This window comes from Streptomyces sp. NPDC055243 (genome assembly GCF_044544025.1).
GTDB lineage: Bacteria > Actinomycetota > Actinomycetes > Streptomycetales > Streptomycetaceae > Streptomyces.
Window position 1 is genome coordinate 440791 of sequence record NZ_JBITWR010000006.1, and the last position, 23134, is coordinate 463924.

General features: G+C 71.1%; 15 protein-coding genes. 9 read left to right on the forward strand and 6 right to left on the reverse strand.

Translation table 11 applies throughout. The features are described from left to right. The first annotated feature begins 12 nt into the window (after window positions 1–12). The 4 genes from ACIGXX_RS20560 to ACIGXX_RS20575 all read left to right on the forward strand — a co-directional run bounded on the left by ACIGXX_RS20560 (window position 13) and on the right by ACIGXX_RS20575 (window position 6680). A complete protein-coding gene (locus tag ACIGXX_RS20560) occupies window positions 13–858 on the forward strand; it encodes a DegV family protein (protein WP_351160465.1) in 846 nt (281 codons plus the stop codon). Between the two features lie 977 nt (window positions 859–1835). Beyond that, window positions 1836–2609: a helix-hairpin-helix domain-containing protein gene (locus ACIGXX_RS20565; RefSeq protein ID WP_399977470.1), complete on the forward strand. Its 774-nt coding sequence runs from the start codon at window positions 1836–1838 to the stop codon at window positions 2607–2609. Next, a complete protein-coding gene (locus tag ACIGXX_RS20570) occupies window positions 2606–5467 on the forward strand; it encodes a ComEC/Rec2 family competence protein (protein ID WP_399977474.1) in 2862 nt (953 codons plus the stop codon). The genes ACIGXX_RS20565 and ACIGXX_RS20570 overlap by 4 nt, the downstream gene beginning before the upstream one ends. Before the next feature lie 238 nt (window positions 5468–5705). Then, window positions 5706–6680, forward strand: coding sequence for a YceI family protein (locus ACIGXX_RS20575; protein ID WP_399977610.1), 975 nt, complete (start codon window positions 5706–5708; stop codon window positions 6678–6680). 62 nt (window positions 6681–6742) lie between these two features. Here ACIGXX_RS20575 and ACIGXX_RS20580 read toward each other — a convergent pair whose 3' ends face one another. Next, window positions 6743–7006: a hypothetical protein gene (locus tag ACIGXX_RS20580; RefSeq protein WP_399977477.1), complete on the reverse strand. Its 264-nt coding sequence runs from the start codon at window positions 7004–7006 to the stop codon at window positions 6743–6745. A 124-nt stretch (window positions 7007–7130) separates the two neighbouring features. On the opposite strand from ACIGXX_RS20580, the gene holA reads away from it, so the two are divergent. Beyond that, window positions 7131–8114: a DNA polymerase III subunit delta gene (gene holA / locus ACIGXX_RS20585; protein ID WP_351160453.1), complete on the forward strand. Its 984-nt coding sequence runs from the start codon at window positions 7131–7133 to the stop codon at window positions 8112–8114. Between the two features lie 318 nt (window positions 8115–8432). Here holA and rpsT read toward each other — a convergent pair whose 3' ends face one another. Continuing rightward, window positions 8433–8699, reverse strand: coding sequence for a 30S ribosomal protein S20 (gene rpsT / locus ACIGXX_RS20590; RefSeq protein ID WP_351160451.1), 267 nt, complete (start codon window positions 8697–8699; stop codon window positions 8433–8435). 367 nt (window positions 8700–9066) lie between these two features. On the opposite strand from rpsT, the gene lepA reads away from it, so the two are divergent. Next, window positions 9067–10938, forward strand: a complete 1872-nt coding sequence (gene lepA / locus ACIGXX_RS20595) for a translation elongation factor 4 (protein WP_351160449.1) — start codon at window positions 9067–9069, stop codon at window positions 10936–10938. Between the two features lie 249 nt (window positions 10939–11187). Then, window positions 11188–13077 carry an AMP-dependent synthetase/ligase gene (locus ACIGXX_RS20600; RefSeq protein WP_399977481.1) on the forward strand — a complete coding sequence of 630 codons (1890 nt, stop codon included), beginning with the start codon at window positions 11188–11190 and terminating at the stop codon, window positions 13075–13077. A gap of 42 nt (window positions 13078–13119) precedes the next feature. Here the strand turns inward: ACIGXX_RS20600 and ACIGXX_RS20605 are convergent, their stop codons facing one another. Both ACIGXX_RS20605 and ACIGXX_RS20610 read right to left on the reverse strand, forming a co-directional pair. Further along, the gene (locus ACIGXX_RS20605) at window positions 13120–13704 is read right to left on the reverse strand and encodes a response regulator (RefSeq protein WP_351160443.1); all 585 of its coding nucleotides are present in this window, start codon (window positions 13702–13704) and stop codon (window positions 13120–13122) included. A 12-nt stretch (window positions 13705–13716) separates the two neighbouring features. Further along, the gene (locus ACIGXX_RS20610) at window positions 13717–17811 is read right to left on the reverse strand and encodes a HAMP domain-containing protein (protein ID WP_351160440.1); all 4095 of its coding nucleotides are present in this window, start codon (window positions 17809–17811) and stop codon (window positions 13717–13719) included. Between the two features lie 270 nt (window positions 17812–18081). Here ACIGXX_RS20610 and ACIGXX_RS20615 point away from each other — a divergent pair, with 270 nt between their 5' ends. Both ACIGXX_RS20615 and hemW read left to right on the forward strand, forming a co-directional pair. After that, window positions 18082–20004, forward strand: coding sequence for a SpoIIE family protein phosphatase (locus ACIGXX_RS20615; protein ID WP_399977486.1), 1923 nt, complete (start codon window positions 18082–18084; stop codon window positions 20002–20004). Between the two features lie 85 nt (window positions 20005–20089). Next, window positions 20090–21322 carry a radical SAM family heme chaperone HemW gene (gene hemW / locus ACIGXX_RS20620; RefSeq protein WP_351160437.1) on the forward strand — a complete coding sequence of 411 codons (1233 nt, stop codon included), beginning with the start codon at window positions 20090–20092 and terminating at the stop codon, window positions 21320–21322. Window positions 21323–21430: 108 nt separating this feature from the next. Here the strand turns inward: hemW and ACIGXX_RS20625 are convergent, their stop codons facing one another. Beyond that, a complete protein-coding gene (locus tag ACIGXX_RS20625; protein ID WP_366461939.1) occupies window positions 21431–22255 on the reverse strand; it encodes a DUF3097 domain-containing protein in 825 nt (274 codons plus the stop codon). 34 nt (window positions 22256–22289) lie between these two features. Next, complete coding sequence (locus ACIGXX_RS20630) at window positions 22290–23033, reverse strand: MBL fold metallo-hydrolase (protein WP_383818829.1); 744 nt, start codon at window positions 23031–23033, stop codon at window positions 22290–22292. Window positions 23034–23134: the final 101 nt, after the last annotated feature.

Consider the following 23134-nt stretch of genomic DNA (forward strand, 5'->3'; position numbering starts at 1 on the left):
AATCTCCACCGCATGTCCCGTCATGTCGCGATCGTCACGGATTCAACGGCCTATCTGCCGCAGCGGACGATGGAGCGGCACGGCATCACGTCGGTACCACTGACCGTGGTCCTCGGTGACCAGGCACTCGAAGAGGGCACCGAGATCTCCGCCCGCTCCCTGGCCCTGGCGCTACAGAAGCGGCGCTCTGTGACCACCTCGCGGCCGAGCCCGGAACTCTTCGCGGAGACCTATCGCAAGGTCGCCGATGCGGGCGCGACGGCCATCGTCTCGCTGCATCTGTCCGCCGAGTTCTCGGGCACGTACGACGCGGCGGTCCTCGCGGCGAAGGACGCGCCGGTGCCGGTGCGGGTGGTGGACACCGGAATGGTCGCGATGGCCCTGGGCTTCTGCGCGCTCGCGGCGGCGGAGGCCACCGAGTCGGGAGGCTCGGTGGACGAGGCGGTGACCGCGGCCGAGAAGCGGGCCGCGAACACGTCCGCGTACTTCTACGTCGACACGCTGGACTATCTGCGCCGGGGCGGCCGGATCGGCGCCGCGCAGGCGCTGTTGGGTTCGGCGCTCGCCGTGAAACCGCTGCTACAGCTGGACGGCGGACGCATCGAGATGCTGGAGAAGGTGCGGACGGCGTCCAAGGCGATCGCGCGGCTCGAGGAGATCGTGATCGAGCGGGCCGGTTCGAACCGCGTGGACATCGCGGTGCATCATCTGGCGGCGCCGGAACGGGCTTCGACCCTCGCGGACCGGCTCAGGGACCGGGTGCCGGGCCTCGCGGAGCTGCATGTCAGCGAGGTGGGGGCGGTGATCGGGGCGCATACGGGGCCCGGGTTGTTGGGGGCTGTGGTTTCCCCCTGGTGAGTGTCCTGGTGAGGCCTCGGTGAGCCCTGTTGAGGGCGTGGGTGACGGAGTTATCCACAACTGCTGGGTAATCCACGGGAATTGACCAAGATCAACATATTTCCGCCGCGGTGCCTAGCGTCGTCGGCATGACACTTCGATCACTTTCAAGGACACCTGCCGCGACGAGTGGCCCGGGGCGAGACCCCGCGTCCGACGGTCGCGTCTCTCATGGCCGCGTCTCTGATGGCCGCGCTTCTGATGGCCGCGTCTCTGATGGTCGAGAGCGGTACAGCCACGCCCGTAGGCGGGCAGCCCGGCGCAGGCACGCTTCGGCGGAGACGCGGGTGCGGGCCCAGGTATTGCGGCAGCGCGCGGAGTCGCTCTTCGCCGAGCCTGAACAGGCAGGCGGCGGAGTCGGGTTGAGGTCGGGGGCGCCGCCGCCAGATGCGCGGGGCGTGGGGGTGCCGCCGGGTGCGGGGCCGGGGCAGGGGCCGGGGACGGAGCCGGGGCCGGGGCCGGGGCCGGGGCCGGGGACGGAGCCGCCGACTGGGCCGCGCGCCGTGGCGCAGTCGCAGTCGCAGTCGCAGCGGCAGCGGCAGGCCGTGCGGTGGCGTCAGCCAGAGCTGGAGGGTGTGGGGCAAGGGCAGGTTGTGGCGGGGCCGCGGGGCGTGGCGGCGCCGGGGGGTGGGCGGTCGTCTCAGGGTGAGCGGTCGTCTCGGGTGGTGTTGCCGCCGGAGGGGGTGCCGGTGCTGGTGCCGCAGTTGAGGGGCGGGCCGTCGTCCCGGGGTGGGCCGGAGTCTCGGGGTGGGCCGCGGCCGGAGGGGGTTCCGGTGCCGCAGTTGCTGGGCAGGCCGGGGCTTCGGGGTGGGGCGGAGCCGCGGGGTGGGCCGGAGCTTCGGGGTGGACTAGAGACTCGGGGCGGCCCGGAGCCTGAGGTGGTGTTGGCGGTTCGGGGGCAGGAGCAGCCTCCAGGCCAGGTTCCGCCCCAGCGGCCCGTGTCGGCTGCGGCCGGAGGCGAGTCGGTGCCGCCGGTGCGGGGGCGGGTGGGGCTTGCCGTGCGGGAGCGGTTGCCGGTGTGGCTCCAGCTGCGGTGTGGGCTTGAGCGGCGGAGCCTCGTCGCGCTTGTGGTGGTCCTCGTCGTGGCCGCGGTGTTCGCTGCCCAGCACTTCTGGGCAGGGCGGACGCAGCCGGTGCGGGCGCCGGACGTGGTCGGGGCGGCACCTGATCGGGGTGCGGAGCCCTCTCCGTCACCGGGAGCCGCGCTTCCTGCGGAGGGCGGGGGCCGGGCGGCGGCTGGTGCTGGCGGTGTGGCCGGTGCGGGCGGTGGCGGGGTCGTCGTGGACGTCAGCGGGAAGGTCCGCAGCCCCGGGATTCTGCGGCTGCCCGCCGGGTCGCGGGTCGCCGACGCGTTGAAGGCCGCGGGCGGGGTTCGCCCCGGCGCGGACACGGACGGCCTGAACCGTGCCCGCCTGCTCATCGACGGCGAGCAGGTGGTGGTGGGCGCACCGGCGGCGGCTCCTCCTCCGGCGGTGCCCGGCGCGGGGGCGGCCGCCGGGCCGACGGGAGCGAGCCCTGCCGCGCCGGTCGGCCTCAACACGGCCACTGCGGAGCAGCTCGACGAACTGCCGGGTGTCGGCCCCGTGCTGGCCCAGCACATCATCGACTACCGCACGGAAAACGGTGGATTCCGCTCGGTGGACGAACTGCGCGAGGTCAATGGAATCGGCGACAAGCGCTACGCCGACCTGCAGAATCTCGTGCGGCCATGAGGTCCAGGAGCCAGGCGCCTGTGGTGCCCGGAGCCTCGACGGCCCCGGCCTGCCCCACCGCCCACGCCGCGTCCGGGCGCCGGTGCGGGGACGCGCACCCCCGCCAGGAGGGCCCCCTGGACCTGCGCCTCGTGCCGCCCGCCCTCGCGGCCTGGGGGACGGCGGCGCTGGCACTGGACGCCCCGCCCCGGTGGGTGATCGCAGCGGTGGCGGTCTGTGTGGCGGTGGCCGGCGCCCTGTTGGTGGCGTGGACGGTACGGGGGCGGTCGGCGGAGGAGGGGCCGCTGAACGCCCGGAGGTACTCGGCAGGTGAGGGGCCGCGGGATGCCCGGAGGTATGCGGCGGCTGGAGCGCGGCAGGATGCGCCCGAGCCGGGCGGCGCCCAAGGGAGGAGGCAGCCCTGGCGGCGGGTCTCGGTGGCGGCCGTCCTGCTCTGTGCCGCGGCGGGCGCGACGTCGGCGGCGCTGCACGGGGCCGATCTGCACCGGGGGCCGGTCCCCGCCCTGGCTCGTCAGTATTCCGAGGCGGAGGTCGAGTTGGAGGTCACCTCCGACCCTCGACTCACCCGGCCCCGCGTCACGGGAGCCCGTGCCGTGCCGCCGTCCGTCATGTTGGACGCGGAGACCGTTCGGGTCACGTCGCCGGACGGCAAGACCTCCGTGACCCGCACCCCGGTACTGGTTTTCGCCGGGGAGGGAGACAGGGATGACGCGGACACGGGTACGGATACGGGGACGGAGAGGGGCGAGGGCGGGGCAACCGGCACGGATTCCGTCGGCACGGATTCCATGGGCACGGATTCCACCGGCAGGGATTCCACCGGCAGGTCATCCTCCGGTGGGGAATCCGTCGGCCCCTGGCCCAGGGCCCGTTGGCTCGCGCTTCTGCCCTCGACCAGGCTGCGCGTCCGGGCGAGCCTCGCGCCTCCCCTGCCGGAGGGTGACCGCGTCGCGGCGGTGCTCCGGGTGGAGGGGGAGCGGACGCCACGGGTGATCGAGGCACCCTCAGGGCCACAGCGCCTGGCGGGGCGGTTGCGGGGCGGGTTGCGGGAGGCCACGGACGGGTTGCCGCCCGATGCCAGGGCGCTGTTGCCGGGGCTGGTGGTCGGGGACACCTCACGTGTGCCGCCCGAGCTGGAGGAGGCGTTCAGGGCGACCGACCTGACGCATCTCCTCGCGGTGAGCGGGGCCAATCTCACGATCGTCCTCGCCCTGCTCATCGGCCCGCCAAACCTTGCTCAGCGCGCGGAACGGCGCGGCCTCGCACCACGGCTCGGGATTTCACTGCGGGCGACCGCGCTGATCGGCGGTGCGCTCACCCTGGGCTTCGTCATCGTCTGTCGACCGGACCCGAGTGTGGTGCGGGCCGCGGCCTGCGGGCTGATCGCGCTGCTCGCCATCGGCACCGGGCGGCGCCGGTCGCTGATCCCGGCCCTGGCCGCCGCCGTACTGCTGCTGGTCCTGTACGACCCGTGGCTGGCCCGCAGCCCGGGATTCCTGCTCTCCGTCCTGGCCACCGGCGCCCTGCTCACCCTCGCGCCGAGGTGGAGCCTTGCCCTCCAAAGACGCCGGGTTCCGCCACGCCTGGCCGAGGCGTCGGCCGCCGCGGCTGCCGCGCAGGCGGTGTGCGCGCCCGTGGTCGCCGTCATGGCGGCGCGAGTGAGCCTGGTGGCGGTGCCCTGCAACCTCCTCGCGGAGGTGGCCGTCGCGCCCGCCACGGTCCTCGGGTTCGCCACGCTCGCCACGGCGCCGTGGGCGATGCCAGTCGCCAAGTGCCTTGCCTGGTGCGCCAGTTGGCCCACCGCATGGATCGCGGACATCGCACGGGCGGGGGCGGTGCTGCCCGGCAGCGGAGTCGACTGGCCCGGCGGTTGGCGTGGCGGCCTGCTGCTCGCCCTCGCCACGGTGGGCCTGATCCTGGTCGGCCGCAGGCTTGTCGGACACCCCTGGGTCAGTGTGGCCTGTGCCCTGCTGCTCGTCCTGGCGATCGTGCAGCCTCCGCCCCTCACCCGGGTGATCGCGGGCTGGCCGCCGCCGGGCTGGCGGTTCGCGATGTGTGATGTGGGCCAGGGGGATGCCACTGTGCTCGCCGCGGGCGACGGGGCGGGAGTGGTCGTCGACGCGGGCCCTGACCCGGTGCTCGTGGACCGTTGCCTGCGTTCGCTCGGCGTGACGCGTGTACCGCTCGTGCTCCTGACCCATTTCCATGCCGATCATGTGGCGGGGCTGCCGGGCGTGCTGCGGGGGCGTTCGGTCGGGGCGATTCAGACGACGGGGTATCAAGAGCCGTACGGGCAGGCACGGTTCGTACGCGAGCAGGCGGCCGCCCGCCGGATTCCGGTGAGCCGGGCCGTGGCGGGGGAGCGGCGTCGTGCGGGCGGCGCCCTTGACTGGCGGGTGCTCTGGCCCGGGGCGGAGGGGGTGGGCCCGGCACCGACTCCCGATGGCCCGAACGACGCCAGCGTCTCCCTGCTCGTCCGTGCCGAAGGGGTGACCCTGCTGCTGCTCGGCGATCTCGAACCACCCGCCCAGCGGGCCCTTTCGCGCACGCAGGCCGTGGCGGAGCTGCCACCCGTGGACGTGCTCAAGGTCGCCCACCACGGCTCGGCCTATCAGGACCCCGGACTCCTGCGGCGGACCGCGCCGCGCCTCGCCCTCATCTCGTGTGGCAGGGACAACTCATATGGGCACCCGGCACCGCGCACGGTCGCGGCCTTGCGGGCCGGGGGAGCGGAGGTGCTGCGGACGGACACGAGCGGCTCGATCGCGGTCATCGGGCCGGCCGCCGGAGCGGCGGCGGCCCGGCCGACGGGCAGAGAGGCGGCCCCGATCCTGGAGGTGGCCACTCGACCGCCCTAGGGAGCCGGGGCCGGGGCCGGGGCCAGGCCGGGTCGGGCTCAGTTCGCGGCCTGGGCGGGCCGGAGAGTCCAGCACGCTCGCGCTGATCAATTCGGGTGACTCATGACACTTCCAGCGCTAGCGCAGGATTCCAGCGCAGTGGGTTCGTGTTGCATCGAATGCCGCAACGGTGATCGAATGCCTCTTCGTGGCAGGAGTTGTCAAGGGAGTTGTCAAGGTGCGCGGGGGTGTGTCGCAAATGTTCGGCCGCTGGCTGGGAGACCGTAGGAACCGAGCCGGTCGGGCGAATCGAGCCGGTGGGGCAAGAAGAGCGGGTGGCGCGGGACGGACCGGTCCCGCCGGTCCGGCAGGGCGAGCCGGCAGGGCAGGCCGCACCGGGAGTCCCTTGTCCGCCGTGGCGGTGCCGCCCAGTGCGGGCGTGCTCAGCTGCCGGGTGCTCGACCCGGTCAATGAGCCCGTGCGGCACGGGGAGTTCGCGGTCAGTGATGCCACGGGGCGCAAGGTCGTCGGTGGGGGATTGGATCCGTTCGGTTCGTTCGTCGCGACCGTTCCGGCCGGTGACTACCGCCTGGCGGTCTCGGCGGAAGGCTTCACGCCGTACCGGGCGAACGCCACGGTCGGGGAGAGCGCGCACGCATCCCTCGGTGACGTCATGCTCCAGATAGCCAAGCCACCGGCGCTGCCCGAGCCCGGTGACTGGGAGCTCGACCCCCTGCACTCCTCGGTGGCGTTCACCGCGCGGCACATCGGGCTTGCCCGGATTCACGGCCGGTTCAACAGCTTCGCGGGTGCGATACGGCTGGGGGAGCGGATGGAGGACTCCGCGATGCACGTCGTCATCGACGCCGCCTCCATCGACACCGCGGTGAAGATGCGCGACGACCACCTGCGGTCCGGTGACTTCCTCGACGTGGAGCGATTCCCGACGATGGAGTTCTACAGCGACCGCTTCGTCCACAAGGGCGGCAGCCGCTGGGCGATCTCGGGCGGCCTGACGCTGCACGGGGTGACGCGCACGGTCACGCTGGAGACGGAGTACCTCGGGGTGGGCCACGGCCTGGAGGGTGAGACCCGCGTCGCCTGCCGCGCCTCCACCGAGCTGCACCGCGACGACTTCACGATCAACTGGCAGACGATGCTCGCCCGCGGCATCGCGGCGGTCGGCCCCAGCATCACGATCGACCTCGACATCCAGGTCCTGCCCAAGGGCTGACGCCGGGCCTCGCCCCTCACTAGGGGCCCGTCCTCGCCCCCGTAAAAGGGAGCTCAGGCGGCTCAGGGAGCCTCGAGCCAGCCCTCGTGCTCGGCGGCCAGTTCGTCGAGCGCCGAGCGGTCGAGGCGCCGGTCGGGGTCCTCGACCACGACCAGCCACTGGGCGTCCTCGGCGTCGTCCTCGCCGGCCAGGGCGTCACGGACGAGTTGAGGCTGCTCGCGCACGCCGAAACGGTCGGGGAGCTCTTCGGCGACTTCCTCCGCGGCATCGCGGTCGGGCAGCACCAGGACATGTCGTACGTCGGTCACCCGGCCATTCTCCGACATGGGGTGAGCCGCCCGGAAACCGGCCGTACCGGAAGGCTCGTACCGGAAGGGCCGTACCGGAAGGGCCGTCCCGGAGGGGCCGTACGGGACGGGCTGTCAGTGCCGCGTGGGATGCTTGACCGCGATGGCCAGGAAGACAGATACCGCCGACCCGCTCGCTCCTCTCACGCTCGCCGTGGGCCAGGAGGACCTCCTCCTCGACCGCGCCGTGCAGCAGGTGGTCGCGGCCGCCCGCGCCGCCGACGCGGACACGGATGTGCGCGACCTCACCTCCGACCAGCTCCAGCCCGGCACGCTCGCCGAGCTGACCAGCCCCTCGCTCTTCGCCGAGCGCAAGGTCGTGATCGTGCGCAACGCGCAGGATCTGTCGGCCGACACGATCAAGGACGTGAAGGCGTATCTCGGCTCGCCCGCCGAGGAGATCACTCTCGTCCTGCTGCACGCGGGCGGGGCCAAGGGCAAGGGGCTGCTCGACGCGGCCCGCAAGGCGGGGGCCCGTGAGGTCGCCTGCCCCAAGATGACCAAGGCCGCGGACCGGCTCTCTTTCGTGCGGAGCGAATTCCGTGCCCTGGGCCGTTCGGCCACGCCCGAGGCTTGCCAGGCCCTGGTCGACTCGATCGGCAGCGATCTGCGGGAGCTCGCCTCGGCGGTGTCCCAGCTGGTGGCGGACGTCGAGGGCACGATCGACGAGGCGGTCGTCGGCCGCTACTACACGGGCCGGGCCGAGGCCTCCAGCTTCACCGTGGCCGACCGTGCCGTGGAGGGCCGGGCTGCCGAAGCGCTCGAAGCGTTGCGGTGGTCCCTGTCGACCGGCGTCGCCCCCGTTCTGATCACCAGCGCGCTTGCCCAGGCCGTGCGGGCCATCGGGAAGCTCTCCTCCGCGCGGGGTGGGCGCCCCGCCGACCTCGCCCGTGAGCTGGGCATGCCGCCCTGGAAGATCGACCGGGTCCGGCAGCAGATGCGGGGGTGGTCTCCCGACGGGGTGGCGGTGGCTCTGCGGGCCTGCGCCGATGCCGACGCGGGCGTCAAGGGTGGGGGCGATGATCCTGAGTACGCCCTGGAGAAGGCCGTCGTCGCCATCGCCGGCGCGGCGAGGTCTCGCCGCTAGGCGTTGTCACGGCCTGCCCCGCTGGCCTGCGGCGCGTCGCTCGCCTGCGCCGCTGAGCACCCGCCGGTTTGGCATCCGCGGGCCGTCCGTGGCTGGTCGCGCAGTTCCCCGCGCCCCTACGGGGCCGGACCCAGCGCAGTTCCCCGCGCCCCCTACGGGGCCCCCTACGGGGCCCGGACACAGCAATGCCCCCGGAGTGGGCCGGGGGCATCGTCGCAGCGTGGCGTACTGCGTGGTCTGTCCGCGATTCGAGGTAGAGGGCTCGAATTACCCTCGCGGGAGGATTGATCAGCGCCCCGGCGAGCCGGGGCAAGGGGTTCAGCCCTGGAGGGTCGCGGCCTTCGAAGCAAGCGCCGACTTCTTGTTGGCGGCCTGGTTCTTGTGGATGACACCCTTGGAGACAGCCTTGTCGAGCTGACGCGAAGCCTCACGCGTCGCCTCGATGGCCTTCTGGGAGTCACCAGCGGCAACGGCCTCGCGGGCCTTGCGGATCGCGGTCTTCAGGGAAGACTTGACCGCCTTGTTGCGCTGACGCGCCTTCTCGTTGGTCTTGATCCGCTTGATCTGGGACTTGATGTTCGCCACGAAAGAGCCTTTTCAGGTTCAGGTACTGCAGAGGTACTGCAGATGAGTTTCTTTGACACGTGCCTCAGGGCCATCAGGACCGTGAGGTACCGAGAGGGTCAGGAGACACAGCTGCCCAGATTACCAGCCGCTCCACGACCGGCCCAATCCGGGCTCAGCTCCTCTTCCTGACCGGCCCGATCAGGGCCCAGCTCCTCTTCCTGACCGGCCCAATCCGGGCTCGGCTCCTCCCCCCGAGCGGCCCGATCGAGGTTCAGTCACCCACCCCGACCGGCCCCATCGGGCCCAGTGCCTCACCCATGGGACCATGGAACCTACGTATAGATCCGACCCGAGGCGACAGGCGCCTCAAGAGACAGGACCCTGCGTGCCCGCGACCCCTAAAAATGTGCCCGAGCCGAGCCGTACCGACCCGGCTCTGATTCGTAATTTCTGCATCATCGCGCACATCGACCACGGCAAGTCCACGCTCGCCGACCGGATGCTCCAGCTGACCGGTGTGGTCGAGCAGCGGCAGATGCGTGCTCAGTACCTCGACCGGATGGACATCGAGCGCGAGCGCGGAATCACGATCAAATCCCAGGCGGTGCGTCTGCCCTGGGCCCCCTCGGAGGGCCCCGAAAAGAGCAGGACCCACATCCTCAACATGATCGACACCCCGGGTCACGTGGACTTCACGTACGAGGTGTCCCGCTCTCTCGCGGCCTGTGAGGGCACGGTCCTCCTCGTCGACGCCGCGCAGGGCATCGAGGCGCAGACTCTCGCCAACCTCTATCTGGCGATGGAGAACGACCTCAAGATCGTTCCCGTGCTCAACAAGATCGACCTGCCGGCCGCGCAGCCGGAGAAGTTCTCTGAGGAGCTCGCCAACCTCATCGGCTGCGAGCCCGAGGACGTGCTGAAGGTCTCCGCGAAGACCGGCATGGGCGTCGAGGCACTGCTCGACAAGGTCGTCGCCGAGGTTCCGCCGCCGGTCGGCGTCGCCGACGCGCCTGCCCGCGCGATGATCTTCGACTCGGTGTACGACTCCTACCGAGGCGTCGTGACGTACGTACGAGTCGTCGACGGCCAGCTCAACAAGCGTGAGCGGATCCGGATGATGTCCACCGGCGCCACCCACGAGCTCCTGGAGATCGGTGTCTCGTCGCCGGAGATGACCCCGTCCGACGGCATCGGCGTCGGCGAGGTGGGCTACATCATCACCGGCGTGAAGGACGTCCGTCAGTCCAAGGTCGGTGACACGATTACCTCCCTGCACAAGGGTGCGACCGAGGCGCTCGGCGGCTACAAGGACCCCAAGCCGATGGTGTTCTCGGGTCTCTATCCGCTGGACGGCTCGGAGTACCCCGACCTGCGCGAGGCCCTCGACAAGCTGCAGCTCAACGACGCCGCGCTCGTCTACGAGCCGGAGACCTCGGCCGCGCTCGGCTTCGGCTTCCGCGTGGGCTTCCTGGGTCTGCTGCACCTGGACGTGATCCGTGAGCGCCTCGAGCGCGAGTTCGGGCTCGACCTGATCGCCACCGCTCCGAACGTGGTCTACCGCGTGGACATGGAGGACGGCACCGAGCACACGGTCACCAACCCGAGCGAGTTCCCCGAGGGCAAGATCGACAAGGTCTTCGAGCCGGTCGTACGCGCCACGATCCTGGCGCCCAGCGAGTTCATCGGCTCGATCATGGAACTCTGCCAGACCCGCCGCGGCACCCTCCTCGGCATGGACTACCTCTCCGAGGACCGGGTGGAGATCCGCTACACCCTCCCCCTCGCCGAGATCGTCTTCGACTTCTTCGACCAGCTGAAGTCCAAGACCCGCGGGTACGCGTCCCTGGACTACGAGCCCACCGGCGAGCAGTCCGCCGACCTGGTGAAGGTCGACATCCTGCTGCACGGCGACCGGGTCGACGCGTTCTCCGCCGTCACCCACAAGGACGCCGCGTACGCGTACGGCGTGCGCCTGGTGGCCAAGCTGCGCGAGCTCATCCCGCGGCAGGCCTTCGAGATCCCCGTCCAGGCCGCCATCGGCTCCCGGGTCATCTCCCGCGAGACCATCCGCGCCATCCGCAAGGACGTCCTCGCCAAGTGCTACGGCGGTGACATCTCGCGTAAGCGCAAGCTGCTCGAGAAGCAGAAGGAGGGCAAGAAGCGCATGAAGATGGTCGGCTCCGTCGAGGTGCCGCAGGAAGCCTTCATCGCGGTGCTCTCCAGCGACGACAGCGGTCCGGGCAAGGGGAAGAAGTAACCCACCCCTCACCGCCGCCCCGTCCGGCACGGGCGTCACAGAGGCAGCTCAGCGGGTCCGTCGCGCTCTTGCGCGGCGGACCCGTTCTTGTATGAAGTGACAGGCAGAAGCCCCTTACGCACCGGGCCTCGGCGCTCTACTCTGATCACTGCTCGTAGGTTACTCGCAAGTTAAACAAGACCCTCTCAAGTTCAACAAGCCCAGCAGCCGCCAGCCAGTCGCCGCCATGTCGCGGGTCCGGAGGATGTCGTGAGCGACACACAGACCTTGATCGAGAACCGTCCGCCGTCCGTGGCGCATCTCTTCCTGGAGCGCGTGGCGGCCACGCCCGATGCCGAGGCCTACCGCTATCCGGTGCCATCTGCCTCGGGCGAGGGCCCCGACGAATGGAAGTCGCTGAGCTGGGGGCAGGCCGCCGAGCGTGTCTTCGCCATCGCCGCGGGCCTCATCGAGCTCGGCCTCGACCCCGAGGACCGGGTGGCCCTCGCATCGGCCACGCGGGTCGAGTGGATCCTCGCCGACCTCGGCATCCTCTGCGCGGGCGCGGCCACCACCACGGTGTATCCGCAGACCAACGCCGAGGAGTCCACCTACATCCTGTCGGACTCCAGCAGCCGGGTGCTGATCGCCGAGAACGCCGAGCAGCTCGCCAAGGCGCGCGAGAAGCGGGCCGAGCTGCCCGAGCTCCGGCACGTCGTGGTGATCGACGCCGAGGGCGCGGGACCCGCCGAGGGCGACCCGGAGGGCTGGGTGCTCAGCCTCGCCGACCTGGAGGCCCGCGGCGCCGCCCATCTGGAGAAGAACCCGGAGGCGGTCAAGGAGCGGATCGCCGCCATCAGCAAGGACCAGCTCGCCACGATCATCTACACCTCCGGCACCACGGGCCGCCCCAAGGGCGTGCGCCTGCCGCAGGACAACTGGTCGTACATGGCCAAGGCCATCGCCTCGACCGGTCTGCTCGGCCAGGACGACGTGCAGTACCTGTGGCTGCCGCTCGCGCACGTCTTCGGCAAGGTGCTGACCTCCGGGCAGATCGAGCTCGGGCACGTCACCGCCGTCGACGGCCGCGTGGACAAGATCATCGAGAACCTTCCGGTGGTACAGCCGACGTACATGGCCGCCGTGCCGCGCATCTTCGAGAAGGTCTACAACGGGGTCGCGGCCAAGGCGCGGGCCGGTGGCGGCGCCAAGTACAAGATCTTCCTGTGGGCCGCCGAGGTCTCCCGGGAGTACGCGAAGGTCAGCCAGGACAACTTCCGCAGGACCGGCACCGCGTCCGTGCCCTTCGCGCTCGGCGCCAAGCACAAGGTCGCCGACGCGCTCGTCTACTCCAAGCTGCGGGAAGCCTTCGGCGGCCGGCTGCGCGCCGCCATCTCCGGTTCGGCCGCGCTCGCGCCCGACATCGGCTACTTCTTCGCCGGCGCCGGCATCCACATCCTGGAGGGCTACGGCCTCACCGAGTCCTCCGCGGCCTCCTTCGTCAACCCGGGCGAGGCCTACCGCACCGGCACCGTCGGCAAGCCGCTGCCCGGCACCGAGGTCCGGATCGCGGACGACGGCGAGATCCTGCTGCGCGGCCCCGGCATCATGGAGGGCTACCACGGCCTCGCCGAGAAGACCGCCGAGGTCCTGGAGTCCGACGGGTGGTTCCACACCGGGGACATCGGCGAGCTGTCCGCGGACGGCTATCTGCGGATCACCGACCGCAAGAAGGACCTGATCAAGACGTCGGGCGGCAAGTACATCGCGCCCGCCGAGGTCGAGGGCCAGTTCAAGGCCGTCTGCCCGTACGTCTCCAACATCCTGGTGCACGGCGCCGACCGGAACTTCTGCGCCGCCCTGATCGCCCTCGACGAGCCGGCCATCCTGGCCTGGGCCAAGGACAACGGCCTGGAGGGCAAGAGCTACGCCGACGTGGTCGCGGCCCCGGCGACGGTCGAGCTCATCGAGGGCTATGTGAAGCAGCTGAACGAGGGTCTGCAGCGCTGGCAGACCGTCAAGAAGTTCAAGCTGCTGCCCCGCGATCTGGACATCGAGCACGGCGAACTGACGCCCAGTCTCAAGCTGAAGCGCCCGGTCGTGGAGCGCGAGTACCAGCACCTGATCGACGAGATGTACGCGGGATCGCGCGAGGCCTGAGCCTCGACCGCCCCGCGCGGGCGGAGTGTCGGACACATCGTGTCAGGCACCCCGCCCGCGCCGCATCTCCTTCACCAGCTCCTCCATGTGCGTCACGTGGTGGCGCAGTTCGAGGACGTCCTTGAGGCTGCTGGCGGCCATGTGCGTCTCGATCGCCGAGAGGCGGGCCGCGAGCTCGTCGAACTGCTGCTTCTCGCGCGCCAGGATCTTCTCCAACTGCTGGTTCTTGCGGTGCAGTTCGAGGAAGACGGTGACCTTGGCGCGCAGCACCCACGGGTCGAACGGTTTGGTGAGATAGTCCGCGGCGCCCGTCGCATAGCCGCGGAAGGCGTAGCCCGCGTCGTTGTCGGTGCCCGTCAGGAAGATGATGGGCACGTCCTTGGTCTGGTCGAGCCGCTTGATGTTCGAAGCGGTCTCGAAGCCGTCCATCCCCGGCATGCGCACGTCCAGGAGGATCACGGCGAATCGTTGCCTCAGCAGGGCCTTCATCGCCTCCTCGCCCGAACGGGCGCGTACCAGCGGCTCGTTGAGTGACCCCAGGACGGCTTCCAGCGCCATCAGATTGTCCTCCATGTCATCGACAAGGAGGATGCTCGCGCGATTGTCGGTCATGACCTCAGTGCTCATGGTGGCGGTGCCTCACTCGGGCGTCGGCGGAACGGCGATCTCCCCATGAGCGTCTGCCGGTTCCGGTGCAACGGGTTCGTCTGTTGTGGCGGGCGTGTCCGGCTCCGTCGTGCCGTCGCCTTCGGGGGCCAGAAGGGCGCAGGCGACGGTGAGCAGCTGGTCCACGTCCACCGGCTTGGGTACGTAGTCGCTGGCGCCCTGCTCGATGGCCTTCTCGCGGTCGCCGGGCATGGCCTTGGCGGTCAGCGCGATGATGGGAAGGCCGGTCCAGCGGGGGGTGCGGCGGATCGCGGCGATGGTCTCGTATCCGTCCATCTCCGGCATCATGATGTCCATCAGGATGAGGTCGGTGTCGGGGTTGCGCTCCAGGGTCTCGATTCCTTCGCGGCCGTTCTCCGCGTACAGGACGGGCATGCCGACGCGGCTCAGCACATGGGTGAGCGCGAAGACGTTGCGGATGTCGTCGTCCACGATCAGGACGCGGCGCCCGCGCAATATGCGGCCGGCCGAGCCTTCCCGGTACTCCTCCAGCTTGGTGGGCGTCGGCCAGCTGTCGTTCTGTTCGTGGAAGGTGTGCGGGGTCATGGCGATCCGGTCGTCGTGCGGCTCCGGCGTCGTGAGCGACCTGGTCGCCGCGTACGCCGCGGCGGCGGGGCCGTGGCCGGGGTGCACCACGGGGACGTACAGCGTGAAGGTGGAGCCCTGGCCCGGGGTGCTCTCCGCCGTGATGCGACCGCCGAGGAGTCCCGCGATCTCGCGGCTGATGGAGAGGCCGAGGCCGGTGCCGCCGTACTTGCGGTTGGTGGTGCCGTCGGCCTGCTGGAACGCCTCGAAGATGGCGGGCAGCTGATCGGCCGGGATGCCGATGCCGGTGTCCTTCACGGCGAAGCAGAGCCGGTCGCCGCCTTCGTGGAGCCGGTCGCCGGTCCTCTTGACGCGGCTCACGCGCAGCTCGACGCCGCCGCTGGCGGTGAACTTGACCGCGTTCGACAGGAGGTTGCGCAGGATCTGCTGGAGCCGCTGCTCGTCCGAGAACATCTCGCGCGGCACGTCCTCGCCGACCGACACCTCGAAGGCGAGCCCGCGGTCGAGGGTGAGCGGCCGGAACGTCGCGTGGACGTAGTCGAGGACCTTGATCAGGGGGAGCTTCTTGGGACGTACGTCCATCCGGCCCGCCTCGATCTTCGACAGGTCCAGGATGTCGTTGATGAGCTGGAGGAGGTCGGAGCCCGAGCGGTGGATCGTGGTCGCGAACTGCACTTCCTGGTCGGAGAGATGGCTGTCGGGGTTGTCGGAGAGTAGCCGGGCCAGGATGAGCAGGGAGTTCAGCGGGGTGCGCAGCTCGTGCGACATGTTCGCGAGGAACTCGGACTTGTACTGCGAAGAGGTGGCGAGCAGGGCCGCCTTCTCCTCCAGTTCGGCGTTCGAGCGCTGCAACTCCGCCTGCTGGAGCTGGAGTTCGTCCGAGCGGTCCTGGAGCTGCGTGGCGAGCCGCTGGGACTCGCTGAGCAGTGACTCCGTACGGGAGTTGGCGATGATGGTGTTGATCGCGACGCCGATCGTGCTCACGAACTGGTCGAAGAACGCCAGGTGCACGTCCGAGAAGCGGGAGAACGTGGCCAGCTCGATCACGCCGAGCAGCTTGTCCTCGAAGAGGATGGGGATGATCACCAGGCTGGCCGGTGCGGCGTCCCCGAGCCCCGAAGTGATCTTGATGTAGTCGGGCGGCACCTCGTCGACGAGGATGCGCTTCTTCTCCAGGGCCGCCTGGCGCACCAGGCCGTGCGCGGGCATCGCGCCCGTGTCGACGACCGAGCCCTGCGCCGAGCCGTACCCGGCGATGAAGGCGAGCCCCTTGACCGGGGGAGTCTGCAGCGTCGTGGCGTCCCCCGCCTCCGGGTCGGCCAGGAAGAAGGCGCCGTACTGCGCGTTCACCAGCGGGGTCAGCTCGCGCAGGATCAGGTCGGCGACCTCCATCAGGTCACGGTGGCCCTGCATCAGACCCGCCAGACGGGCGAGGTTCGACTCCAGCCAGTCCTTCGCGCGGGTGGTCTCGCGGAGGTTGGAGACCATGACGTTGATGTTGTTCTTGAGCTCGGAGACCTCGCCGCGGGTCTCGACGGTGATGGAACGGGTCATGTCGCCCTGCGCCACGGCCGAGGCGACCTCGGCGATCGCGCGGACCTGCGTGGTGAGGTTCAGGGCCAGCTCGTTCACGTTCGTCGTCAGGCGCTTCCATGTGCCGTAGACGCCCTCGACCCGTGCCTGACCGCCCAGTTGGCCCTCGGAGCCGACCTCGCGGGCCACGCGGGTGACCTCGGAGGAGAAGGAGGACAGCGTGTCCACCATGGTGTTGATGGTGGTCTTCAGCTCCAGGATCTCGCCGCGCGCGTCCACGTCGATCTTCTTGGAGAGGTCGCCCTGGGCCACCGCCGTCGCCACCTGCGCGATGTTGCGGACCTGACCGGTGAGGTTGTCCGCCATGTAGTTGACGTTGTCGGTGAGGTCCTTCCACACGCCCGACACACCGAGCACCTGGGCCCGGCCGCCGAGCCGGCCGTCCGTGCCGACCTCGCGGGCCACGCGGGTCACCTCGTCCGCGAAGGCGCGCAGCTGCTCCACCATCGTGTTGACGGTGTCCTTCAGCTCCAGGATCTCGCCGCGCGCCGTCACCGTGATCATCTTCGACAGGTCGCCGTTGGCGACGGCCGTGGTGACCTGGGCGATGTTGCGCACCTGGGAGGTGAGGTTGAGCGCCATGAAGTTGACGTTGTCGGTGAGGTCCTTCCATACGCCGGACACGCCGCGCACCTGGGCCTGACCGCCCAGGTTTCCTTCCGTGCCGACCTCGCGGGCGACGCGGGTGACCTCGTCGGCGAAGGCGGAGAGCTGGTCCACCATCGTGTTGATGGTCGACTTCAGTTCGAGGATCTCGCCCTTCGCCTCGACCGTGATCTTCTTGCCCAGATCGCCCTGGGCGACGGCCGTCGACACGAGGGCGATGTTGCGCACCTGAGAGGTGAGGTTGTCCGCCATGAAGTTGACGTTGTCGGTCAGGTCCTTCCACACACCGGACACGCCGCGCACCTGAGCGCGACCGCCCAGGTTTCCTTCCGTGCCCACCTCGCGGGCCACGCGGGTGACCTCGTCGGCGAACGCGGAGAGCTGGTCCACCATCGTGTTCACCGTCGACTTCAGCTCCAGGATCTCGCCCCGGGCGTCGACGGTGATCTTCTGGCTCAGGTCGCCGTTGGCGACGGCCGTGGTGACCTGGGCGATGTTGCGCACCTGAGAGGTGAGATTCGACGCCATGAAGTTGACGTTGTCGGTCAGGTCCTTCCAGACCCCCGACACACCCCGCGCCTGCGCCCGGCCGCCCAACTGGCCCTCGGTGCCCACCTCGCGGGCGACACGCGTCACCTCGGCTGCGAACGCGGAGAGCTGCTCGACCATCGTGTTGACGGTCAGTTTCAGCTCCAGCAGCTCGCCCGTCGCCTCGACCGTCACCGTCCGTGTCAGGTCGCCCTGCGCCACCGCCGTCGTCACCAGGGCGATGTCGCGCACCTGGGCGGTGAGCCGGGCTGCCATCGTGTTGACGGCCTCCGTCACGTCACGCCAACTACCCGACAGACCGCGCACCTTGGCGCGACCGCCGAGCCGCCCCTCCGTGCCGACCTCGCGGGCGACGCGCGTGACCTCGCCCGTGAACAGCGACAGCTGGTCGACCATCGTGTTGACCGCGCGGCCCAGGCGCCGCAGGTCGCCCCGCAGTTCCCGGCTCCCGTCGTGCAGGTCCACGCGCTGGGTGAGGTCGCCGCCCGCCACCGCGTTCAGGACGCGCGTCGCGTTGGCCGCGGGGGCGACCAGCGCGTCGAGCAGGGAGTTGACGTCCAGGATGCGCGTCGACCAGCTGCCCTGGCCCGGACTCGCGGAGAACCGCTCGTCGAGATGGCCGTGCCGGATGATCTCCCGGCGTACGCGCGTGAGTTCACCGTCGAAGTGCAGGGAGCGGTCCAGCATCTCGTTGAACACCGCGTGCAGCTCGGCGGTGATGCCGTGGCCGGTCACCGGGACCTTGGTGAAGTCCCCGTCCCGGGCCGACCGCATGGCGGCAAGCAGCGGGCGCAGGTCGGAGATCGCTTCCGGGGCGGTCTCCGGGGTGATTTCTGGTGCCGTCTCCGGAGCGGGTCCGGTCGGCGGTGAGGGTATCGGAGCTGGTTTCGGTGCCGGAATCCGACCGTAACCGAGCGCGGGCATAGCACTGTTCTCACTCATAGCGGCCCACTTCAGTAACTCGGTGCTTATGGGCGTGGCCAGTCTGTCACTCTGTCCGTGTCGCCTGAGGCGTATTCGACCGAACTGCTCAGGAGCCGAAACGTGGGGTCCATTCCGATGCAACGGGAGACCACTTTCCGTGCGTCCGCCCAGCCGGGGCACCAGCCCGGCCCGCCGGCGGTGGTGTGCACATCGCTGCCCGGAAACCCGATGGCGCCCGCCGCCGCGCGCAGGTTCGTGCGCGCCGCGCTCGCCGACTGGACCGAGCTCGCGGTGCCCGCGGCGGCGGGCATCACCGACCGTCTGGCGGACGACGCCGTGCTGCTGGTCAGCGAACTCGTCACGAACGCCGTCGTGCACGCGGGCACCACGGTCGAGCTGCTGTGCCGGCTCGACGAGGCGGGTCTGGGGGAGAGCTGCGACACCCTGGTCATCGAGGTCTCCGACCACCACCCCGCCCGCTCGGTCCGCAACGAACCCTCGCCCCAGCCGCCCGGGATGCCCGAGTACGGCCGTGGGCTGCAACTCGTCGCCGCCCTCTCCGACTCCTGGGGCATCACCTACCGCACCGGCACCAAGTCCGTCTGGGCCCGCCTGCTGGTCGGGGGCGTGCAGGCCGGCCAGGACAGCGAGTCGTACGCGGGTGACCAGGGCGCGCAACGCGGACCGCGCGCCGCCGAGATCCTCGCGCCGCTGCCGAAGCGGATCACGCACGACACGGAGTGGGTCAACCGCGGCGCGCTCACCTTCCTCGCCGAGGCGTCCGATCTGCTCGCCGGACAGTTCGACGAGGACCTGGTGGCCGCCCTGGCCGGACAGCTCCTCGTGCCGCGGCTCGCGGACTGGTGCGCGGTGTGGCTCGACGACGAGCCGGAGGTCGCGCCGCGCGACGCCGCGAGCGGGTCGCAGGGGACCCGGCTGGCCCGCGTCTGGCACACCAGCGAGCAGCGGATAGAGGAACTGCGCCGCAGCCTGGAGAAGGACCCGCCCCTGCTGCCCGATTCGGCGGGCTCCGGCGCCGCCCCCGTGCCGTGGCCCCGCGAGGCGCTGGCGGGGGAGGCGCTCGGCACGGCCCTGGCGTACCGCCTCACGGCGGGCGGCCGCGCGCTGGGCACGCTCGTCATCGGGCGCTCCGGGATGATGCGCTTCGCCGACGAGGTCACCGGCCTCATCGAGGACTTCAGCCGCCGCGTCGCGCTCGCCATCAGCGCGGCGCGGCGCTACCAGCGGCAGGCCACCATCAGCCAGGTCCTGCAGCGCGGCCTGCTGCCGAGCTCCGTCGCGGACATCCCCGGCATGCACAGCGGTGTGGTGTACGAGCCGCGGGACAAGGGCGGCCCCGGCGGCGACTTCTACGACGTGTTCCAGGCGGGCAAGGGCCGCTACTGCTTCGCGCTCGGCGACGTACAGGGCAAGGGCGTCGAGGCTGCCGTCGTGATCGGTCTCGCCCGGCCGTGGCTGCGGCTGCTCGCCCGCGAGGGATACGAGGTCGCGGAGGTCCTCGACCGCCTCAACCAGCTCCTCCTCGACGACGCGACGGAGGCGGCGGACGCGGCCGCCGCGGTGGTCGCGGTCGCGGGCGGCCAGGGCCTGCCGCCCGACGGCGCCACCTCCCGCTTCCTCTCCCTCCTCTACGGCGAGCTGGTGCCCATGGACGACGGCGGCGTCCGCTGCACGGTGGCCAGCGCCGGCCATCCGCTGCCGCTGCTCCTCTCCCCGGACGGAACGGTCCGGGCGGCGGCCACGCCCCAGCTGCTGCTCGGGGTCGTGGACGACGCGACGTACACGAGTGAAACCTTCGAGCTGCGGACCGGCGACACCCTGCTCTGCGTCACGGACGGCGTGACGGAGCGCCGCGCGGGACAGCAGATGTTCGACGACGCGGACGGCCTCGCGGCGGCGTTCGCGGGCTGCGCGGGGCTGGACGCGGCGCTGGTGGCGGAACGGATCAAGAGGCTGGTGCACGAGTTCTCGGAGAGACCGCCGGACGACGACATGGCGGTGCTCGTGCTTCAGGCGCAGTAGCGGCGGGGCGCGCGGCGAGGGCCTGGGGCGGTGCGGGAAGCCCGCGCGGCGCGGGGTTCCTCCGCGGTGCGGGACAATCGAAGGTATGCCTTCCGCACTGCCCGATGGTGAGCCCATGCCCGAGGACGGCGCGCTGCCCGCGTCCGCCCTGCAGGGAGCGGGGGCCCGTCCCCTCGGCTTCTACCTCCACGTCCCGTACTGCGCCACGCGCTGCGGCTACTGCGACTTCAACACCTACACCGCGACCGAGCTGCGCGGCTCCGGCGGCGTGCTCGCCTCCCGCGACAACTACGCGGACACCTTGATCGACGAGGTGCGGCTCGCGCGCAAGACCCTGGGCGACGACCCGCGCCCGGTGCGGACCGTCTTCGTCGGGGGCGGTACGCCGACGCTGCTCGCCGCGGCCGATCTGGTCCGCATGCTGGGGGCCGTCCGGGAGGAGTTCGGGCTCGCGGACGACGCGGAGATCACCACCGAGGCGAACCCCGATTCTGTCGACCCGGCGTACCTCAGCGAGCTGCGCGAAGGCGGCTTCAACCGCGTCTCCTTCGGGATGCAGAGCGCGAAACAGCACGTGCTGAAGGTGCTCGACCGTACGCACACGCCCGGTCGGCCCGAGGCGTGCGTGGCGGAGGCGCGGGCGGCGGGCTTCGACCACGTCAACCTGGACCTCATCTACGGCACGCCGGGCGAGAGCGACGACGACTGGCGGGCCACGCTTGACGCGGCGATCGGCGCGGGCCCCGACCACGTCAGTGCCTACGCGCTGATCGTCGAGGAGGGCACGCAGCTGGCGCGGCGGATCCGGCGCGGCGAGGTGCCGATGACGGACGACGACGTGCACGCGGACCGCTATCTGATCGCGGACGAGGTCCTGGGGCGCGCGGGATTCTCCTGGTACGAGGTGTCCAACTGGGCCACCTCCGAGGCCGGGCGCTGCCTGCACAACGAGCTGTACTGGCGGGGTGCCGACTGGTGGGGGGCCGGGCCGGGGGCCCACAGCCATGTGGGGGGCGTGCGGTGGTGGAACGTGAAGCATCCCGGGGCGTACGCGGGGGCGCTGGCCGCTGGGCGCTCGCCGGGTGCCGGGCGGGAGATCCTCGCCGATGAGGACCGGCGGGTGGAGCGAATCCTTCTTGAGCTGCGGCTGCTCGAAGGGTGCCCGTTGACCTTGCTGCGGCCTGCGGGGCTTGCTGCTGCGGGGCGGGCGCTCTCCGACGGCCTGCTGGAGGCGGGTCCCTACGAGGAGGGCCGGGCGGTGTTGACGCTGCGGGGCCGGTTGCTGGCGGACGCGGTGGTGCGGGACCTGGTGGACTGAGGTTCGGGCGCGCCGGACGGGTCGAAGAGCTTTTGGGGCCCAGGTAGGCAGCCGCGGGGTAATCGGGTGGGTGGGCGGGTGGGAAAAGATCCGTCGCGAAGCGGCGGTCTAGGACTCGACCGCGGTGACGAAGTCGATCAGCTCCTCCACCCGCCCCAGAAGCTCCGGCTCAAGATCCCGGTAGCTGCGCACCGAGCCCAGGATCCGCTGCCACGCGGCGCCCGTGTTCAGGGGCCAGCCCAGCGCCTCGCAGACGCCCGTCTTCCAGTCCTGCCCGCGCGGCACCCGGGGCCACGCGGCGATCCCCACCGACGACGGCTTCACCGCCTCCCACACGTCGATGTAGGGGTGGCCCACCACCAGGGCCGAGGAAGAACTGACCTGCGCCGCGATCCTGGACTCCTTCGAGCCGGGCACCAAGTGGTCCACCAGGACGCCCAGCCGCGCGTCGGGACCGGGGGAGAAGTCGGCGACGATCGCGGGAAGGTCGTCGATGCCCTCCAGGTACTCGACGACCACGCCCTCGATCCGCAGGTCGTCGCCCCACACCCGCTCGACGAGCTCGGCGTCGTGCCGCCCCTCGACGTAGATCCGCCCCGCACGGGCGACCCGGGCCCGTGCCCCCGGCACGGCCACCGAACCGGAGGCGGTGCGCGTGGGACGTACCGGAGACGAGGCGGCGGACGGGCGGACGAGGGTGACCGTGCGGCCCTCCAGGGCGAAGCCCCCGGGCGTCATCGGGAAGACGCGGTGCTTGCCGAAGCGGTCCTCGAGGGTCACCGTCGGACCCTCCGCCGTCTTCTCGCAGCGGATCACCGCCCCGCAGAAGCCGGTGGCGAGCTCCTCCACCACGAGGTCCGCCTCCGCGGCGACCTCCGGCACGGACTTGGGCTTCTTCCACGGCGGGGTGAGGTCTGCGGAGTACTGGCGCATTCGCACGACGATAAGAGAAGTGGCGTACGACCGGCTACGACACGCCGAAGCGGGCCGCCAGTGTGGCGCGTTGCGCACGGACAAATGCCGCATCGACCACCGCGCCGTGCCCCGGGACGTACAAAGCGTCGTCGCCGCCTAGCTCCAGGAGCCGGTCGAGCGCCGCGGGCCACTGCCCCGGGACCGCGTCGGGGCCCGCCTGGGGTTCGCCCGACTCCTCGACCAGGTCGCCGCAGAAGACGATCTCCGGCGAGCTGTCCGTGCCGGGGACGAGGACCGCCATGTCGTGGCCCGAGTGCCCGGGGCCGACGTTCGCGAGCAGGACCTGCACCCCGCCGCCCAGGTCGAGCGTCCACTCCCCGCACACCAAGTGGTGCGGGCGGACCAGCAGATCGGCGGCCTCCGCCGCGGCGTCCGGGGCGACGCCGTGCCGGACGGCGTCGCCGCGCAGTTCGTCGCGGCCCTTCACGAGGACCGTGTCCAGGCCCACCGCGCCGTACACCTCCACGCCCGCGAACGCCGCGGCGCCCAGGACGTGGTCGAAGTGCGGGTGCGTCAGGGCGAGGTGGGTGACCCGGCGGCCCCCGCCGAGAAGGCCCCGAGCCTGGGTGCGCAGCTGTGCCCCCTCGCGCAGGGTCGCCCCCGCCTCGATCATCAGCGCCGATTCGCCGCCGACGACAAGGCCCGCCGTACAGTCCCAGACCGGGAGGCGCCGCCGCCCCACGTGCGGCGCGAGCCGCTCCCAACCCGCCTCGTCCCAAGCAAGTGCCACGTCCATAAGCCGACGCTAGCCCCGCACGGGCGGCTTGGCAGCCGCTGTCCTGGCCGTTGGACCGACATAGGGGTCCGGCCCTTGCCGGGGTCGTACCTCGCGGCCGT